The following is a 17,948-nucleotide window of genomic DNA, read 5'->3' as shown; positions in this document are numbered from 1 at the left end:
GGTGTTCGCGGGCGCCGTGGTCGTGATGGTCGGCATGAGTTGGGAGCTCGCGCTCGGGGTGCTCTTCGTGGTGCCGGTGCTCGTCATGGCGACGAGGTGGTTCCGGCGCGAGTCGAACGCCGCCTACCTGACGCTGCGAGACCGCGTCGGCGGCACGTTGACGTCGTTCCAGGAGGGTCTCGCGGGTGTCCGCGTCGTTCAGGCGTTCAACCGGGCCGACGCGTTTCGGCGCCGGTTCCGCGAGACGAACGAGCAGCAGTTCCGCACGCACCTGCGGGCCGAGACCATCACGGCGAGGTACACGACGGTGATCGAGCTGACCCAGGGCACGGCCATCGCGGTGACGCTCTTCTACGGCGGCTGGCTCACCGGCCGCGGCGTCGTGACCGTCGGTACCCTCGCCGCGTTCGTCCTGTACCTCCAAAACCTGTTCGAGCCCATGCAGCAGATGAGCCAGCTCTTCAACACCCTGCAGGCCGCGGGCGCGGCGCTCCACAAGCTCTACGGGCTCTTGGACGAAGACGTCGGGATCGACGAGCGATCGGGCGCGGTCGATCTTCCGCCCATCGGGTCGCTCTCCGTCGATCAGGTGTCGTTCCGCTACGACGACGGTGCCCTTGTGCTGGAGGGCGCGTCGCTGCTGGTCGAGCCGGGACAGCGGCTCGCACTGGTCGGGCCCACCGGGGCGGGCAAGTCCACCCTGGCCAAGTTGATGGTGCGCTTCTACGATCCGGCCTCCGGTTCGGTGCGCTACGGCGGCGTCGACCTGCGGGACGCCACGCTCGCCTCGCTGCGCCGGCGCATCGTGGTCGTGGCCCAAGAGGGCTTCCTGTTCGGCGGCACCATCCGCGACAACCTGTTGATCGCACAACCGGGAGCAACCGACGCCGAGCTCTGGGCCGCGATCGAGGCGCTCGATCTCGTGCCTCGTTTCGCCGGCTTCGCGGAGGGGCTCGGCACCGAGGTGCGCGAGCGGGGCGCCAACCTCTCGGGCGGCGAGCGTCAGCTGATCTCGCTCGTGCGCGCCGCGCTCGCCGATCCCGCGGTCGTGGTGCTCGACGAGGCGACCTCCAGCCTCGACCCGGGCACCGAGCGGCTGATCGAGCTCGCGCTCGAACGGCTCATGGAGGGCCGCACCGTGGTCGTGATCGCCCATCGCCTCTCGACCGCGGCGCGCGCGGACATCGTCGCGGTCGTCGAGAGCGGGCACGTGGTGGAGGTGGGCAGCCACCGCGAGCTCATCGGCCGCGACGGTCCCTACGCCGGGCTCTACGCGTCGTGGTCGGGCCGGCGCTGACCTCTACTCGGGTGAGGCCGGCTACTCGCCGCCTTCGTACTTGAACGACAGCTTCACCTTGGCGCGGTAGGCCCGCACCTGGCCGCCCTCGATCTGGAGGTCGAGCTCGGAGACCTCGGCGATCCGCAGCTCACGGAGGGACTGCGACGCGAGGGCGACGGCAGCGGCGGCCGCCTTCTCCCACGACTCGGTGCTGGTGCCAACGAGCTCGATGATCTTGTAGACGCTCTCGGCCATGGGGTGGCTCCCTTCCGCTGACGGTCCCGGCGACCGACGCCGCCAGTCTTCTACAGCTGCGCCGGCGCGTCGTCGGTATCGAAGGTGGCCGACGATGGCGTCGACGATCACGCGTTGCCTCGACGGAGCTCTCACGCGAACGCGCCGTTGTCGATGCCGGCCCGACCAACTACGATTCGACGAACATACGTTTGCACCCACGACGCCCTACACAACGGAGGTTCCGATGGCAAAGGTGAAGCCGATCCCCGACGGTTATCCGCGGGTCATCCCCTACCTGCACATCAACGGCGCCGCCGACGCGATCGAGTTCTACGGCGAGGTCTTCGAGGCCAAGGAGCGGATGCGCATGGCCGGGCCCGACGGCAAGGTCGGCCACGCCGAGCTGGAGCTCGGCGACTCGGTGATCATGCTGTCCGACGAGTTCCCGGAGATGGGCGCGTCGAGCCCGAAGACCGTCGGCGGCACGCCCGTGACGGTGATGGTCTACGTCGACGACGTCGACACCGTCTTCGATCGCGCGGTCAAGGCCGGCGCCACGTCGCTTCGCCCGGTCGAGGACAAGTTCTACGGCGACCGCGGGGGCGAGTTCGAGGACCGCTGGGGGCACCGGTGGAGCATCGCCACCCACATCGAGGACGTGCCACCCGACGAGATGGCCAGGCGCGTCGCCGCGCTGGAGGGCTGACGGCCCGTCCGTCCGCGCCACACTCACTGATGTAGACGGCTTCCGGTCGACGTTCGAGCTCATATCCGACGAGACGTGGAGGGCCGTTGAACGCGCGCTACGGATGGATACTCGTGATTGCCGTGGTCGTCGGATGGGACGTCGTTGCCGTGCTCACCGACGGGCAGAGCCTCACCAGTGCCTTCCGGCACTTCGCACACGCGCACCCCGCGCTGCGCTGGCTGCTGATGTCGGTGGCGCTCTTCCTGGTCGTGCACCTGTTCGAGCCCGTGTCGTGGCAGCGCTATGACCCCGTCGACCGGCTCTACCTACGGTTGTACAAGCTCCAGCACCCCGCGTCCCGATCCAGGGTCGACGACTCGGTGACGATGCGGGAACCCGGCCGGAGCCACGACGACTGACGCTCGGGCCGTCACTGCCACAGCGCCGCCAGCTCGCCGGCCACGGGGTCGTCCTCCACGACGGCCTCGCCGACGCTCGTGGCGTCGAAGGTGGCGACCGCCGGCGCCAGGAAGCGACTCGGCTGGCCGTAGCTGTGGGCGTCGTCGAGCGGGTTGCGCCGGAAGTAGTAACGGAGCGGGTACGACACCACGAGCGTGTCGCGCGCTCGGGTCAGGGCCACGTAGAACAGCCGGCGCTCCTCCTCGACCTCCTCGGCCGAGCCGATGGCCATGTCGGAGGGGATATTGCCGTCGGACGCGTGGATGACGTGGACCACCTGCCACTCGCCACCCTTGGCCGAGTGGATGGTGGAGAGGACGAGGTAGTCGTCGTCGAGGTGGGCCGGGCCGGCCATGTCGCCGGTGCTCGACGGCGGGTCGAGGGTGAGCTCGGCCAGGAAGCGGCTGCGGCTGCGGTAGTCGGTGGCCAGCGAGCGCAGGTGCTCGAGGTCGGCGAGCCGCACCGACGCCGTGCTCGGGTACCGGCGGGCGAAGAGCGGCGCGCACGCGCCGGCCAGTCGCTCGATCTGGATGGCGGGCGCCAGGTCGCCCGACGCGCACTCGCCCAGCGCGTCGCGCAGGCCCTCGAGCCCGGCGGCCGCGGCGGCTGGGAACCGGGGATGGTCGTCGGCGAGGAGCCGGGCGAGCGCCGTCCCCCCGGCCACGCCGAGCTCGTCGATCAGCCGGCGGGTGCCGGCCGGGCCGACGCCGTCGAGGAGGCCGAGCACCCGGTGCCAGGCCAGCTCGTCGCGCGGGTTCTCGAGGATGCGGAGGATGCACAGCAGGTCTTTGACGTGCGCGCTCTCGAGGAACTTCAGACCGCCGTACTTGACGAAGGGGATGTTGCGCCGGGCCAGCTCGAGCTCGAGCCCGTCGCTGTGGTGACCGGTGCGGAACAACACCGCCTGCTCGTGCAACGCGACGCCGCGTTCGCGGTGCTCGAGCACGCTCTCGCACACGAACGCGGACTGGGCCAGCTCGTCGACACACGTGGCGAGCGCCGGGCGACTCCCCGGCGGCCTCGTCGACCGGAGCTGCTTGCTGTAGCCCCCGTGCGCGTCCTTCATGACGGCGTTGGCGCTGGCCAGGATCGCCGGCGTCGAGCGGTAGTTGCGGTCGAGGGTGACGATGGTGGCCCCCGCGAAGCGCTCGGGGAACTCGATCATGTGACGGGCCGACCCCGACCGGAACCCGTAGATCGCCTGCGCGTCGTCGCCCACGGCCGCCACGCACACACCCGGTCCGGCCATGGCGGCGACGATGTCGGCCTGCACGACGTTGGTGTCCTGGAACTCGTCGACGAGGATGTGGTCGAAGCCCGTTCGCAACAACGGACCGACGTTGGGCGATGTCGCCAACGCCCGCCAGTAGAGGAGCAGGTCGTCGTAGTCGACCACGTTGCGGGCCCGCTTGCGCTCGACGTAGCCGGCGAAGACGGCCTTGATCCCGTCGATGTCGTCGCGACACCACGGGTATGCGCGGTCGACGACGTCGGCCAATTTCTCCTGGGCGTTGACGACCCTGGAGTAGACGGCCGCCAGTGTGTCCTTCTTCGGAAAGCGCCGGCCCCGCTCGCCCAGCCCGAGCTCGTGGCGCACGAGGCCGAGCAGGTCGGCATTGTCGCCCTGGTCGAGCACGGTGAAGCCGGAGCGGAGGCCGACTGCCGCGCCGTGCCGGCGCAACAGCCGGTTGGCGACCGAGTGGAACGTGCCACCCCAGACCCGGCGGGCACCTTCCGCCTCGGCGAGCTGGGCCGCTCGCGTGAGCATGTCGCGCGCCGCTCGCCGCGAGAAGGTCAGCAGCAGGATCCGCTCGGGGCGGGCGCCGCCGGCCAGGAGGCGCGCGACCCGGCAGGCCAGCGTCCGCGTCTTGCCGCTGCCGGCTCCCGCAACGATCAGCAGGTGGCCGTCGTCGTGGAGCACCGCCCGGCGCTGCTCGGGGTTCAAGTCGTCGAGCCAGCCAAACACCTGTTCGATGATAGTGCCCTCGACACGTCGTCGGCGTGGACCGCTCGGTCCCGCCGAGGGGTCAGGCCCAGCCGAGCTCGTCGAGCCGCTCGTCCGAGATGCCGAAGTGGTGGGCGACCTCGTGGATCACCGTCGTCTGCACGAGGTCGACCAGCTCGGCCTCGTCGGCGGCTCGCTCGCTGATCGGGCCCTGGAAGATCGTGATGCGGTCGGGCATGGCGCCGCTGTAGGACAACGGCGAGCGATTCGTGAGCGCGACGCCCTCGTAGAGCCCCAGGAGGGTCCCGCGCCTGCCCCCGAGCTGCTCCGACGTCGGCCATTGCTCGACGATGACCGCCACGTTCTCCATCACCGCGGCGAGCTCGGCCGGGAGCCGGTCGAGTGCCTCGGCGACCAGCTGCTCGAACGCATCAGGGCTCACACGCACGCCGCGATTGTCCCGTGCAACCCCGTTCTTGTCGTACTGAACCGCCGCGACGGCGGTTACGTGCGCCAAGAAGCGGCGCTTCGTCCCAGCGGTCAGCGGATCCAGGCCCCGGGCTCGGAGGTGCGGTAGCCGAGCGCGCGGTAGGTGGCGTCGACGATCGGCTGACCCCGGTCGTTCAGCAGCGTGCCGAGCCCGTGCTTGTTCATCGCGTAACCGAACGACAGGCGACAGGCGGGGTCGGCGAAGCCGATCGATCCCCCCATGCCCGGGTGACCGAAGGCCTCTTCACCGAGCGTGCAGACGCCGTTGGGGCCGAGCTCGCCGACCGTCTTGAAGAAGCCGAGGGTGAACCGCGACGGCGCGAGCATCACCGCGTCGACGCCGGCCGAGCTGACCGCAGCCATGCGCGCGATCGTCTCCGGACGCACGAGCGGAGCGCCGCCGTTCGCCAAAGGCCGGTACATCCCCGCCAGGCCGCGTGCGTTGGTGACACCACCGGCCGCTCCGAGCTCGGCCGCGCGCACCGCGCGGCTGTTCGGGTCGGCCATGAGCCCGCCGTTGTTCAACAGCACCAGTCCGGGCACCGACTGCGGAGCCAACAGGGCGGCCTCGAAGAACGGGGGCAACGGCTGGTCCGCCGCAGGGATGGCAGCGATGGCCGAGGCCACGCGCGGCTCGTGCGCCTCGGGCAGGCCGATCCAGAAGTCGAGGCCGAGGGGGCGGGCCACGTGCTCGGCGAAGAACTGCCCGAGCGACTGCCCAGAGACCCGGCGCACGACCTCGCCGACCAACCACCCGAAGGTGAGGGCGTGGTAGCCGTGGCGGGTGCCCGGTTCCCAGAACGGCTCCTCGGCCGCCAGCGTCTCGACCATCAGGTCCCAGTCGGCGAAAGCTCCGTTGGGCAGGAACTCCCGCACGGCCGGGAGGCCGACCTGGTGGTTGAGGAGCATCCGCACGGGGACGTCGGCCTTTCCGTTCTTAGCGAACTCGGGCCAGTAGCGCGCCACGGGGGCCTCGAGGTCGAGCTCTCCCCTGTCGGCGAGGAGGTGGGCACACAGCGAGGTAGCCCCCTTGGTGCACGACCACACCACAGACACGGTGTCGGCGTCCCACGGTCGACCGGTGGCGACGTCGGCCGTGCCGCCCCAGAGGTCGACGACGACCTCGCCGTCGACGGTCACGCACAGGCTGCCACCGACCTCGCCCCGCTCGGCGAAGTTGCGCTCGAACTCCTCGCCGACCTGGGCGAAGCGGCTCTCGCACGAACCCTGGACCGCCACCGCCACCTCCGTTCCGCTCCGGCTCTCGGCCGTCCCCCTGGACGCCCGCATTGATCGAACCACCGGGCGGTGAGCCGGTCCAGTAGGGAGTTCCTCGACCGCTACCGTGGCCGGGCGATGCCAGGCGCGCTGTCGCCGGCGCGGGGGTGGTTGCCGACGGCGGTGGTGTCGTCTTCCGCGCCGCGCGCGTCGCCGGCCGTCATCTCCGCCAGCACGGCTGCCGCGTCCTCGAGGCTCGCCCTGATCGCATCGAGATTGAGCGAGCGTTCGTCGTTCTGCATCTCGACGCTGCTGCCCATGGTCGCTCCCTTCGCGAGTGCCATGGACACCAGTCTTGCGTCCGTCACGCGGCTGAACGCGGATGATCGGCTCGCACTCACGCGCGCACGCGATCCGCGACCTCGCTCTCCGCGCGAGCCAGCATGCTGGGATCGACCGGCCGACCACGAGGGTCACGCACCGCGGTTCCGTGACACGGCGTGTGCGGAAGGTTCAGCGTGTGCTCAGGCGCGACACCCCACAATGCCCCTTGAGGGGAGAGCGTGAAGGCGCGAGACGGGACAACGCACCGAAATCGGGTGCGGCCCGACATCTCGTGCACCTCGCGCCCGGGACCATCTGTCATTCGGTTGACGCGTTTTCACCCACGTGGCCTCGGCACGACACACACAGGTCGCAGGGCGCTGAGGTGTGCGCGGGAGGGGTAGAGAGCGCGGCCCTCGGAGGAGAGGAAAGGCATTGGCCCTCACGGAGTACGAGGAACGGGTGATCGCGGAGCTCGAAGCGCAGCTCCGACCCGATGACGCAGCCGCGGATGACTCAGTGTGGTTCGCGCACTTCGATGCGTCCGGTTCCCGGTTGCCGCGCCGAAGCCGCGGACGGCTCGCGCTGCTCGTTGCATGCTTCCTCGGAGGGATCGCGCTCCTGGTGGCGGTACGTCACGCCTGGTTCGCGGTTGAGATGTCGAACGTGTCCGGCCTTTCGACCGCATCGATCACGAGCGCGCTCGGCGTCGTCGGATGCGCGACCGCGCTTGCGTCAGCGCTGATGCTCTGGCAGCTGGTTCGCGTTCCTCACCACCCGCGGTAGACGCGCGTCGATCTCCTCGGTCACGATGCCGGGAGGACACGCTCCTGCTTGCGACTCCCCCGCTTGCCGAATCGCAGGTAGAGCGAGGGGACGATGAACAGGTTGAGCAACGTCGTCGTCAACAGCCCGCCCAGGATGACGACGGCCATCGGGTGCTCGATCTCGTTCCCGGGGATCGTGCCGACGACCGCCAGCGGCACCAGGGCTAGTCCGGTGGCCAACGCGGTCATCAGGATCGGTGAGAGCCGCTCCCGTGCCCCGCGCAGGACGAGCTCAGGACCGAACGTCTCGCCTTCGTGCTCCTCGAGATGTTGATAGTGGTTGATCAACATGATCTTGTTGCGCGCCGCGATGCCGAAGATCGTGAAGAAGCCGACGAGCGAGCCGAGCGAGAGGATGGCGTGGCTGAAGAAGTACGCCGCCAGCACGCCGCCCACCAGCGCGGACGGCAGGGTGAGGAAGCCGAGAGCCGCCAGGCGGAAGCTCCGGAACGACACGAGCAGGAGGAGGAAGACTCCGATGAGGGCGGCGATGCTGAAGCCGACCAAGCGGCTCTGCGTGGCCTGTCGCTCCTTGAACTCTCCCAGAAACTCCGCGTGGTACTGGAGTGGGAAGTCGACCTTCTTGACCGCGCTCTCGATGTCGCGGGCGACGGAGCCCAGGTCACGTCCCTCCACGTCCGCGCCGATGTCGATGCTCCTGGAAGCCGACTCTCGATGGATGACGTTCGGCGTCGGCTTGATGGCCACATCGGCCACCTCGTCGAGACGCACGTGACCGCCGCCCGGCGTGTCGATCGGGAGCGCCCGGATGTCGGTGAGGCTGTTGCGCGTCGCAGGCGTGGACCAGACCTGGACGTCGTAGGCCTTGCCGTCCCTGAACAGGTCGCCCACCTCTTCGCCCGAAACCATCGTGGCCGCCGCCCGGCGCACGTCGCCGGGCTTGATCCCGTAGCGTTGGGCGGTTTGGAGGTTCACCTCGACCTCGATCTGCGGCACATCTTCGACGAGCTCGACGTGCGCGTCGACCGCGCCCGGCACCTTTGAGATGACGTCCTTCACCTGCTGCGCCTTGGTGCGGAGGATCTCGAGGTTCTGGCCGAAGACGCGCACGACGATGGGATTGCCCACTCCCGTCAGGACCTCCTCGATCCGCTCGTTGAGGTAGGTCTCGACGTTGCGGAACAGCCCGGGGTAGCCATTCACCACGTCCTCGACGCGCGCGACCGTCTTCTCGTAGTCGGCCTTGGGGTCGATGCTGATCCAGAGCTCGCCGAAGTTGACGCCGGCCACCTCCTCGGCCAGGAAGGCCTGGCCGATGTGGGCGCCGAAGTTGCGCACGCCGGGGATGCTCCGCAGCTCGCGGCTCACCCGCTGCGTCATGCGGACCTCTTCGGGGTCCGACGTGCCCGGCTTCGTGATCCAGTGGATCAGGAAGTCACGTTCCTTGAAGGTGGGGAACAGCGACTGGCCGAGCCGCGGTACCACCAGCGCGCCGACGGTGAGGAACGCAGGGCGGGGTGAGCGGATGAGCGGCCAGAGCACGCGGTCGTACGCGCGGTGCAGCGCACGCACGAGCGGCGACTCCCGGCGTTCGACGGGGGCCCTGCGCAGCAGGATCAGACCCATGGCGGGTGTCACCGTCATGGCGACGACCATCGACGCGAGCACCGCCAGCCCGTAGGAGATGGCGAGGGGCCGGAAGAACGAGCCGGACAGACCCTTCATGAACAGCACCGGCAGCAGCGTCATCACGTCGATCAGCGTGGCGTAGATGATGGCGCTGCGTACCTCGAGCGAGCCCTCGAGCACGATGCGCGCGGTCGACTTGTCGCTGCCCGTGTTCCGGGCCTCGCGCAATCGGCGCACGATGTTCTCGATGTCGATGATGGCATCGTCGACGACCACCCCCACGGCGATCACCAGGCCGGCCAGGATCATGGTGTTGATCGTCTGCCCCCGTAGGTGCAGCACGAGCAACGCGGCCATCAGCGACATCGGGATGGCCACCACGCTGATCAGCGCGCTGCGCCACGAGAAGAGGAACATCAGCAGGATCAGGACCACGAGAGCACAACCGAGGAGCAGGGCGTCGGTGAGGTTGTGGATCGCCAGGTCGATGAAGTCGGCCGACCGGAAGATGGTGGGATCGATCGTGATGCCGGTGAGGCCGGGCTTCATCTCGTTCAGCGCGGCCTCGACGTTGTGGGTGACGTCCAACGTGTTGCCCCACGGAAGCTTCATGACGACGAGCATGAGGCCGCGGTTGTCGTTGATGACCGCGTCGCCGAAGAGCGGCTGATGATCCTCGACCAGGTTGGCCACGTCGTTGAGCACGAGCGGCCTGCCATCGGGCCGCGTGCCCACGGATATCTGGCCCATGTCGGTGGGCGTGACGAGGGGAGCGCGGTGCTGGACCTGGACTCGCTGGTTGGCGGTCTCGATGGCGCCGCCGGTGCCGATCACACCCCCGCCCTCCGAGAACTTCAACAACCCCACGTCGAGCGCGTCGGCGGTCGCGTCCATGACCTGCTCGAGCGAGACGTTGTTCGCCTGCAGGCGCTGCGGGTCGGCCTGCACCTGCATCATCTTCAGCTGCTCGCCCCAGATGGCGACGTCGGCGACGCCGGGCACGCGCAGCAGACGCGCCCTGATCTTCCAGTAGGCGGTCATGGACATGTCCGGAAGGGACCACGTCTTGGAAGACAGTCCGATCTTCATGACGCGCGCTGTCGCGGACACGGGCTGGATCATGATGGGCGGAGCGGCCCAGGTCGGCAGCGTGGATGTGACGGTTGCCACCCGCTCCTGGACGACCTGCCGCGCCTTCAGGAGATCGGTGCCGGGCTTGAAGATGAGCTCGATCGAGGACAGCTGGGGAACCGACTTCGACCGCATGATGTCGAGACCTTCCAACCCGTTCAGCGACTGCTCCAGCGGAACGCTGACCAGGCTCTCCACCTCGGCCGCGGTCAGCCCGAGGCACGCGGTCTGAATCTCCACGCGTGGTGGCGCGAACTCGGGGAAGACGTCCACCCGGCTGTGACGCAGCTGACCGGCGCCGAAGAACATCATCGCCGCGGCGAGAGCCACCACGATGAAACGGAATCTGAGGCTCGTCTTTACGATCGAACGCATCATGGCGGCGCGGTTCCTCTATCCGTCAGTCTTCTCGGTCGGTCAGTCTTCTTTGAAGAGTCCGAACTCGGTGCCGAACAGCTCCTCGGCGCCGACCGTCACGATGGTGGTGCCGGAGGGCGGGCCGTCGACGAGGATGGCGTCGTCGCCGTCGATCCGGTCGACCGTGATCGGAGCGCGGACGAAGGTGCGGAGCCCGGGGTTGGCGTACGCCCACGTCTTGCCGTTGGCGTCATAGAGCACGGCGGCATACGGGATGACCTTCTGTGTCGCGCCGCTCTCGGCTTGTGCCTCACGAACCTTGACGGTCTGGACGTCGATCCGCTTGACCGCCTCTGCCGACAGGATCACCCGCTTGAGGTCGGGCTGTCCCTTGACCGCCTCGAGCTTGACGGTGGCGTGGCCCGTCGCCTCCGGCTCCTGGGCCGCCTTCGAGCAGGCCGAGAGCGCGAGACCGGCGACCATCGCGACGACGATCCATCGTGTGCCGCGTTGCATCGAACGTTCCCCCTATGAGTGCGTCGTCGTTGTGGATGTCGTCGTCACGTCGACCATGCCGTCGGCGTCGACCTTGCCGTCGCCGCCACCGTCGATGGCGGTGAGATCGAGGAGCTCGTGCCGCATCTGGTCAGCCTCGATGCGGGGCGCGAAGCGCAGATACAGCGCCGGTACCACGAACAGGCTGAGCAGGGTCGAGGTGACGAGGCCGCCGATGACGACGACCGCCATCGGGTGCGCGAGCTCGTAGCCGGGACCGTCGCCGAGCACGATGAACGGAAGCAGCGCGAGCGCCCCGCCTGCCGCCGTCGTGAAGATCGGCACCAGTCGTTCCCGCGTGCCGCGCAGCACGAGCTCGTCGCGCGAGATCTCGCCGCCGTGTTCCTCGAGTCGCTGGTAGTGCTCGACCATCAGGACGACACTCCGGGCCGCGATCGCGTACACCGCAAAGAAGCCCACCAGAGAACCGAGCGAGATCCGGTCGCCGTTGACGAGCGCCGCCACCAGGCTGCCGACGAGCGCGGACGGCAGGGCGAGAAACAGCACGGAAGCCAGCCGCCAGCTCCCGACGGCAGCTTGCAGCAGCAGCAGGATCCCGATCGCGGCGGCGACCCACAGCGCGATGAACCGCGTCTTCGCCGCCTGACGGGCCGCGTAGTCGCCGAGCAGCTCGGCATGGTTCTCGATCGGGAACTTGACGCTGCGAAGGGTCGCCTTGATGTCGCTCGCGATCGCGCCGACGTCCCGCCCGCTGACGTCGGCCCCGACGTCGATGCTCCGCGAGACATCCTCGTGTCGAATCACTTGCGGTACAGCCGTCACGCGCACGTCGGCAACGTCGCCCAGGGCCACGTGCTCGCCGGTGGGCGATTCGATCAGGAGGTTGCGGATGTCGGTGAGGCTGGCGCGAGTCTCCGGCGTGCCCCACACCACGACGTCGAACACCTTCTGCTCTTCGAAGAGCGAGCCGACGCCGAGGCCCGAGAGCAGCGTGGCCGCCGCCCGACGCACGTCGCCCGGCTTGATGCCGACGCGTTGTGCCTTGGCGAGGTCGACCTTCACCTCGAACGACGGCTCCACGGCGTCGCGTTGCACCGTGGTGTTGGACACGCCGTCGATCTTCGAGATCGCCCGCCGCAACTCGTTCGCCTTGCGGCGCATGACGGACAGGTCGGAGCCGAAGACGCGCACCGTGATGTCCTGCCCTGTCCGCCCGAGCACCTGCTCGATTCGTTCCTTCGGGTACGTGAGCACCGAGTGCTCGAGGCCGGGATAGCCGTTGACCACCCTCTGGATCGAGCTCACGGTCTTGCCGTAGTCGGCTGAGGGATCGATGTTCACCCAGAGCTCGCCGGAGTTGACGCTGACCACCTGGTCCGCCAGCACCGCCCGCCCGACGTGCGCGCCGACGTCGCGGACGCCCGGCAGTGATCGCAGCTCGCGGCTGACGCGAGCCGTGATGCGGTCCATCTCCGGCAACGAGGCGCCGGGTGCGCCCTCCCAGTGGACCAGCAGGTCCCTGTCCTTGAACGTGGGGATGAGCGAGTGCCCGCGTTCGAGGAACGGCAACACCGCCACGCCCACCAACGCGACGACGCCCACCGCGCCGAGCGCGAGACGAGGGCTTTCGACGAACCTCGGGAGAAAGCGATCGTGACCCCGACGGAGCCGCTGGACGACCGGCGACTCGCGGCTCGCAAGGGGCGCCTTGGCGAGGAGCAACAGGCTGAGCGCCGGCGTGACGGCGAGGGCGACCACCATCGACCCCAACACCGCCGCCGCGTATGCGAGCGCGATCGGAGGCGCGAATGCGCCGGCCTCGCCCTTCAGCACGAAGACCGGTGCCAGGGCGAGCAGGACGATGATCGTCCCGAATGCGAGCGGGCTGCGCACCTCCATCGAGGCCTCGAGCACGGTCGTTGCCGCGGATCCGTTGCCCACTTCGGCATGCTGACGCAGGCGCCGCCTGATGTTCTCCGTGTCGACGATCGAGTCGCCGACCACCACCACGACGGCGAGGACGAGTCCCGCCACGACCATCGCGTTGATCGTCGCCCCTCCCAGATGGAGCACGATCACTGCCAGGGCCAGCGACAACAGCGCGGTCACCGCTGCGATCAAGGCGGTGCGCCACTCGAACAGGAGCGCCAGGAGCAACAGGACCAGGAGCGCGAGGCCGATGAGCAGCGCCTTGGCGACGTTGTGGGTGGACTTCGCGATGTAGTTGGCCGGCCGGAAGAGTGACGAGTCGACCTGAATGCCGGCGAGACCGGGCCCCATGGCGCGGAGGGCCTCGTCGACGCCCTTCGTCACCTCCATGACGTTGGCCTCGGGGAGCTTCTCGACGACGAGCATGAGCCCGGGGCCCTTGCTGAGGACGGCGTCGCCGATGAGGGGCTGATGGTCCTCGACCACGTTCGCCACGTCACCGAGCGTCAGGGCCGGGCTCGCACCGTAGGCGCTCTCCGTTCCCTCGATGGCCACCTTGGCCAGGTCCGCCTGAGTCGTGATCGGCGACTTGTGAAAGACCCCGAGCCGCTGCTGGGGCCCGTCGACGAACCCGCCGGTGCCGGGCGTGTTCGCCTCCAGGCGACCCAGCGGCGAGAACCACAGCGCGTTCCCGGTGGTGGAGATCACCTGGTCGAGTGAGACCCCGCGCTCGTCGAGCGTCTGCGGATCGACCTGCACCTGCAGCTGCCGCTCCCGCTGTCCCCAGATGGCCACGTTCGCCACGCCGGGCACGCCCATCAAGCGGGGCCGGAGCGTCCAGCGGGCGAGCACGCCCATGTCGATGAGCGAATGCGACTTCGAGGTGAGACCGATCATCATGACCCGGCTCTCCGACGACAGTGGCTGAAGCATCTGCGGCGGCAGCGAGACGTGCGGGAGCGCGACCGCCTGCGTCAAGCGCTCGTTCACCACCAGTCGCGCCCGAGCGAGGTCCGTCCCCTTCTTGAAGATCAGCTCGATCGAGGACAGCCCCGGAACCGACTTCGAGTGGATGAGATCGAGGAAGGGCACCCCGTTCAGCAGGTCCTGCTCCAGCGGGACGGTGATGAGCTGCTCCACCTCCGGCGCGGAGAGCCCGAGCGCCTCGGTCTGGACGTTCACGGTCGGCCGCACGAACTCGGGCAGGACGTCCCTGGGCATGTCCCGGAGCTGGGTGATCCCGAGGAACAGCACGACCGCGGCGACAGCGACCACCAAGCCTCGGGATTTCAGGCTCGAGCGGACGATCCAACGCATCATGGCTGAAAACCTCCCTGCACCGGACCGGCAATACCGGATCCGCTGGTTTCGGATATGAGTCCCGCGCCGAAGCGGTCTTGGGGCCGGCAAACGAACGAGCTGGTAACGCCAAGTCGAAGGGTTTGAACGTCGTTCTTCAGCGTGGCTTCAGGAGCCGCGTCGTACGGTGCCCATGGCTCGGAAAAGAGGGGAAGGAACGTGAAGACAGACCTGGCTGCAGCGCAGAGCATCGGACTGCAGGCCGCCGGAAAGAGTCTGCCGATCACCAGCGGCAAGAACCGAAATGAGCCCGCGAGTGACGAACGCTCCCGAAATGAAGACGGACGTTGTCGCTCGCCAGGCGCGAAAGACCATCACCGCGCTCGCGGCTGCGACAGCAAAAGAGGAGACCCGAGCGCGCGAGCTATAGGCCTCCTGAGGGTCGCGAAACCAACTCGAAGGACGAAGACCCGGAGGCGAGAGCGGCTCGAACGCGAGCGCGGAGAGAGCAGCGATCAGTCATCGCGGCGCCGTTCCCCCCCTTTCCCACCAAACCGCCGAAACCCCCGCTCCAGCGGTACCCGATTCGGACGTTATGACGCAGTCGGATCGTTGTCAACCGATCTTTTCCCGACAATGACGGCGCCGTCTCTCGGGCGGGCCGGGGATGGGCGACGCGAACGGAGCCGGCCGGTCACCTGCAGGTTCGCCGTCCCCGCGCCGCCGCGGTGGTGGCCGGTCATGGTCTTCGATCCGGACCGGGCCGCTCGAGCCGTTTGACGGCAAAGCCGCGATCTCGGATTGACTACGGTTTGTAGTCATTCTGGGTCGGCGCGGCGCTGACCGCGTCAATTGCCAAGTCTTCCTTGTCCGGAGGACGTTGGACGCTTTCGCACGGGTGTGCGCCCAGGGTGATGGACGGCGGAACGTCCGCGCATCGAGGGGCGAAGAGCGGGAAGGGGGGACCTGGTGCGGCGTTCCTGCGTCGGCGTTGTCGCCGCCTCTGTCCTCGCGCTTTTGGCTTCGGCGTGCCTCGGCGGTGACAAGTCGCCGACTACGGAGAAGGACTTCTCCAAGATGAAGTTCTCCCGTTCCACGACCGTCGACAACACCTTGCTGCCGCTCGTCCCCGGGACGCAGCTCACCTACGAAGGGCGGGCGAACCGAGGGACCGGGGTTCTTCCCCATCGCATCGTCTCCGTCGTCACCGACCTGACCAAGGTGATCCACGGCATTCGCGCCGTCGTCATCTGGGAGCGCGACTTCAACGAGGGTCAAATGGTGGAGTCGGAGCTCGCCTTTCAGGCCCAGGACGACGAGGGCAACGTCTGGAACCTCGGCGAGTACCCCGAGGTGTACGAGCAGGGCAAGCTGGTCGGCGCCGAAGACACCTGGATCACCGGTCTGCAGCGGGCGCAGCCGGGCATCCTCATGCGGGCGAAGCCGAAGATCGGGTCGCCCGGCTACCTCCAGGGCTGGGCGCCCGAAATCGAGTTCCGGGACCGGGCGAAGGAGCTCAAGGCGGGCCAGCGGAGCTGCTTCTCCGGGCGTTGCTACAGCAACGTCCTCCTGACCGACGAGTGGAACCCGCTCGACCCGCCGGACGGCCATCAGCTCAAGTACTACGCGCCGGGGGTGGGCACGATTCGAGTCGAGCCCGGGGCCGGTGACCAGGACCAGGAGACCCTGGTGCTGGTGGGGAAGGTGCGCCTCGACGCCAACGCGTTGGCGGAGGCGCGCCGAGCTGCGCTCGACGAGGACGCGCGCGGCTACACGGTCAGCAATGACGTCTACGCCAAGACCCCCCGTGCGACGCACACCGCGCGCGTGGACAAGCCCCAATAGGCGTTTCGGTGAATCGAACGGTGGAGACGGCGAACGTGTGTAGCGCGATGACCGACGCAGCGCCCGCTCAGCGGGAATTCAGCGGGCTCTCCGTACATTCTGTCCAATGCTGACGGAGCCCGGTCCGGACGGGGTGGCGACCAGCCTGGCGGAGCCAGAGACCAAGCGCCACCGACTGCCTCGCGCCCCACTCCACTTCCGCCGCGAAGCCGGCCCGCGCCCGGGCGCGCGCCGCAACACCGCGCTCGCCATCGCGCTCGCGGCCGTGGTCACCGCGTCGGCCGTCGGCTGGGTCGCCGGTCGACGGATCCAATCACCGGCCGAGATCGCGTCGAGGACGGCACCGCCGCCCGCGTCGCTCATCACGGTGCCGGTCGAGCTGCGCACGCTGACATCCGACGTGGTCGCCCGGGGGACGGTGCGCTACGGCTCGCCCCAGACCGTGACGCTCCCGGCATCGCCGCTCAAGCCGGGCACGAGCATCGTGTCGATCGCGCCCGTGAAGGGGGCAGCGCTCAATGAGGGAAACGTCGCCTTCTCGGTCTCGGGCCGGCCCGTGCTCGTGCTCCAGGGCGCGCAACCCGCGTACCGCGATCTCGGGCCCGGCGCGGTGGGCGAGGACGTCCGCCAGCTCCAGGCGGGTCTGACGCGTCTCGGCTTCAACCCCGGCGCGCTCAACGGCGTGTACGGCGCTTCGACGGCCGCCGCGGTTGCGGCCTGGTACCGGGCCGCGGGCTGGACACCATTGGGGCCGACCGACGAGCAGCTGCAGTCACTGAGGGCCGCGGAGTCGGACGCGTTCGGTGCCCGCTCCGAGCGCGCCAACGCAGACGACGCCCTCACGACCGCCCGCAACAGCCGGACCACTGCGAACGCCGGCGTCCGCAAGGCCACGAGCGCCCTGAACGCGGCCAATCAGGCCAAGCGGGCGGCACAGCTCCAGCTCGACACGGCGCGCGCCGACCCCCAGACCACGTCGACGGAGCTCGCGGCGCTCCAAGGCGCCCTCATCCAGGCAACCGCTGCGGTCGACGTCGCCCAGGCCGACGTCGACGCGGCGAAGGACGAGGTCGCCAACGCGAACGCCGCGATCAAGGTGGCCGAGAGCCGGGTGGCCCTCAACGCCGGCCGCGTGAAGCAGGTGGACAGCGCGGTGAGTCAGGTCAACGGGAAGCTCGGCATCCAGCTTCCCGCCAACGAGGTGCTGTTCTTCGCCAGCCTGCCCCTTCGGATCGACGACGTGACCGTCAAGGCGGGAGACGAGTTGACGGGACCGGTCATGACGGTGAGCAACTCACTGCTGGCGGTCGATGGCGCGCTGTCGCTCAACGACGCCAAGCTCGTCCGCAAGGGCGCGGCGGTCACGATCGACGCGCCCGACTCCGACTTCCGCGCGGCAGGCACCGTGAGCGCGCTCGCCGACACGCCCGGGACGCAGGGGGTCGAGCCCCAGCGGTACTACTTCGGAGTCACGTTCACCCAGGACGCGCCCGCCGCGCTCGTGGGCGCCTCGGTGGTGGTGACGATCACCGTGAGCAGCACCGAAGGCAACGTCCTCACCGTGCCCATCGCCGCGCTCTCGGTCGCGGCCGACGGCACCTCACGGGTGCAGGTCCGCGAGCGCGGCGCAACCCGGACGGTGACGGTGAACCCCGGGCTCGCGGCGAAGGGCATGGTGCAGGTCACGCCCATCAAGGGCACGCTCGCCGCCGGTGACCTCGTCATCGCCGGCAGGGGCTCGGCCCCGGCGGCCGGCGCCGCATGACGTCGGTGGCTGACGGTCGTCGTGTCGGTCGCGTCACGGCGACCCTTCTC

General features: G+C 69.0%; 14 protein-coding genes. 6 read left to right on the top strand and 8 right to left on the bottom strand.

Annotated elements, in window-relative coordinates; all coding sequences use genetic code 11:
* The first annotated feature begins 1 nt into the window (after position 1).
* Positions 2-1,297: an ABC transporter ATP-binding protein gene (locus E6G06_18085; GenBank protein TML87457.1), complete on the top strand. Its 1,296-nt coding sequence runs from the start codon at positions 2-4 to the stop codon at positions 1,295-1,297.
* 21 nt (positions 1,298-1,318) lie between these two features.
* On the opposite strand, the gene E6G06_18080 is transcribed toward E6G06_18085, so the two are convergent.
* Complete coding sequence (locus E6G06_18080) at positions 1,319-1,534, bottom strand: dodecin domain-containing protein (protein ID TML87456.1); 216 nt, start codon at positions 1,532-1,534, stop codon at positions 1,319-1,321.
* Positions 1,535-1,760: 226 nt separating this feature from the next.
* Between E6G06_18080 and E6G06_18075 the strand changes: the two genes are divergently transcribed.
* Together E6G06_18075 and E6G06_18070 are read left to right on the top strand one after the other, a co-directional pair.
* Positions 1,761-2,222, top strand: a complete 462-nt coding sequence (locus tag E6G06_18075) for a VOC family protein (GenBank protein ID TML87455.1) — start codon at positions 1,761-1,763, stop codon at positions 2,220-2,222.
* An 86-nt stretch (positions 2,223-2,308) separates the two neighbouring features.
* Positions 2,309-2,623 carry a hypothetical protein gene (locus E6G06_18070; protein TML87454.1) on the top strand — a complete coding sequence of 105 codons (315 nt, stop codon included), beginning with the start codon at positions 2,309-2,311 and terminating at the stop codon, positions 2,621-2,623.
* Positions 2,624-2,634: 11 nt separating this feature from the next.
* Here the strand turns inward: E6G06_18070 and E6G06_18065 are convergent, their stop codons facing one another.
* The 4 genes from E6G06_18065 to E6G06_18050 form a co-directional block, all read right to left on the bottom strand.
* Complete coding sequence (locus tag E6G06_18065) at positions 2,635-4,629, bottom strand: ATP-dependent helicase (GenBank protein ID TML87453.1); 1,995 nt, start codon at positions 4,627-4,629, stop codon at positions 2,635-2,637.
* A 61-nt stretch (positions 4,630-4,690) separates the two neighbouring features.
* Positions 4,691-4,978 (bottom strand): metallopeptidase family protein, encoded by a 288-nt coding sequence (locus tag E6G06_18060; GenBank protein ID TML87564.1) that lies wholly within the window; start codon positions 4,976-4,978, stop codon positions 4,691-4,693.
* A gap of 170 nt (positions 4,979-5,148) precedes the next feature.
* Entirely contained in the window at positions 5,149-6,342 is a 1,194-nt protein-coding gene (locus E6G06_18055; GenBank protein TML87452.1) for a beta-lactamase family protein, read from the bottom strand.
* A 95-nt stretch (positions 6,343-6,437) separates the two neighbouring features.
* Positions 6,438-6,635 (bottom strand): hypothetical protein, encoded by a 198-nt coding sequence (locus E6G06_18050; GenBank protein TML87451.1) that lies wholly within the window; start codon positions 6,633-6,635, stop codon positions 6,438-6,440.
* 391 nt (positions 6,636-7,026) lie between these two features.
* Here E6G06_18050 and E6G06_18045 point away from each other — a divergent pair, with 391 nt between their 5' ends.
* Positions 7,027-7,425, top strand: coding sequence for a DUF3040 domain-containing protein (locus E6G06_18045; protein ID TML87450.1), 399 nt, complete (start codon positions 7,027-7,029; stop codon positions 7,423-7,425).
* A 20-nt stretch (positions 7,426-7,445) separates the two neighbouring features.
* Here the strand turns inward: E6G06_18045 and E6G06_18040 are convergent, their stop codons facing one another.
* Genes E6G06_18040 through E6G06_18030 form a run of 3 tightly spaced genes read right to left on the bottom strand, consistent with a single transcriptional unit; the run spans position 7,446 to position 14,309 of the window.
* Positions 7,446-10,562: an efflux RND transporter permease subunit gene (locus E6G06_18040; GenBank protein TML87563.1), complete on the bottom strand. Its 3,117-nt coding sequence runs from the start codon at positions 10,560-10,562 to the stop codon at positions 7,446-7,448.
* A gap of 42 nt (positions 10,563-10,604) precedes the next feature.
* Entirely contained in the window at positions 10,605-11,060 is a 456-nt protein-coding gene (locus E6G06_18035) for a hypothetical protein (GenBank protein TML87449.1), read from the bottom strand.
* A gap of 12 nt (positions 11,061-11,072) precedes the next feature.
* Positions 11,073-14,309, bottom strand: coding sequence for an efflux RND transporter permease subunit (locus tag E6G06_18030; GenBank protein ID TML87448.1), 3,237 nt, complete (start codon positions 14,307-14,309; stop codon positions 11,073-11,075).
* Between the two features lie 1,056 nt (positions 14,310-15,365).
* Between E6G06_18030 and E6G06_18025 the strand changes: the two genes are divergently transcribed.
* Positions 15,366-16,133 carry a hypothetical protein gene (locus E6G06_18025; protein ID TML87562.1) on the top strand — a complete coding sequence of 256 codons (768 nt, stop codon included), beginning with the start codon at positions 15,366-15,368 and terminating at the stop codon, positions 16,131-16,133.
* A 106-nt stretch (positions 16,134-16,239) separates the two neighbouring features.
* Positions 16,240-17,898, top strand: a complete 1,659-nt coding sequence (locus E6G06_18020) for a hypothetical protein (protein ID TML87447.1) — start codon at positions 16,240-16,242, stop codon at positions 17,896-17,898.
* Positions 17,899-17,948: the final 50 nt, after the last annotated feature.

The sequence above is a fragment of the Actinomycetota bacterium genome (assembly GCA_005888325.1).
In the GTDB taxonomy this organism is placed as follows: Bacteria; Actinomycetota; Acidimicrobiia; order Acidimicrobiales; family AC-14; genus AC-14.
This window is presented reverse-complemented; position numbering and strand designations above follow the sequence as displayed.

Bases quoted from the DNA above. Each gene is read 5' to 3' on its own strand.
- E6G06_18080 (TML87456.1), bottom strand. From the start codon at position 1,534: ATGGCCGAGAGCGTCTACAAGATCATCGAGCTCGTTGGCACCAGCACC.
- E6G06_18075 (TML87455.1), top strand. From the start codon at position 1,761: ATGGCAAAGGTGAAGCCGATCCCCGACGGTTATCCGCGGGTCATCCCC.
- E6G06_18060 (TML87564.1), bottom strand. From the start codon at position 4,978: ATGGAGAACGTGGCGGTCATCGTCGAGCAATGGCCGACGTCGGAGCAG.
- E6G06_18050 (TML87451.1), bottom strand. From the start codon at position 6,635: ATGGGCAGCAGCGTCGAGATGCAGAACGACGAACGCTCGCTCAATCTC.
- E6G06_18040 (TML87563.1), bottom strand. From the start codon at position 10,562: ATGCGTTCGATCGTAAAGACGAGCCTCAGATTCCGTTTCATCGTGGTG.
- E6G06_18035 (TML87449.1), bottom strand. From the start codon at position 11,060: ATGCAACGCGGCACACGATGGATCGTCGTCGCGATGGTCGCCGGTCTC.
- E6G06_18030 (TML87448.1), bottom strand. From the start codon at position 14,309: ATGATGCGTTGGATCGTCCGCTCGAGCCTGAAATCCCGAGGCTTGGTG.
- E6G06_18025 (TML87562.1), top strand. From the start codon at position 15,366: ATGAAGTTCTCCCGTTCCACGACCGTCGACAACACCTTGCTGCCGCTC.
- E6G06_18020 (TML87447.1), top strand. From the start codon at position 16,240: ATGCTGACGGAGCCCGGTCCGGACGGGGTGGCGACCAGCCTGGCGGAG.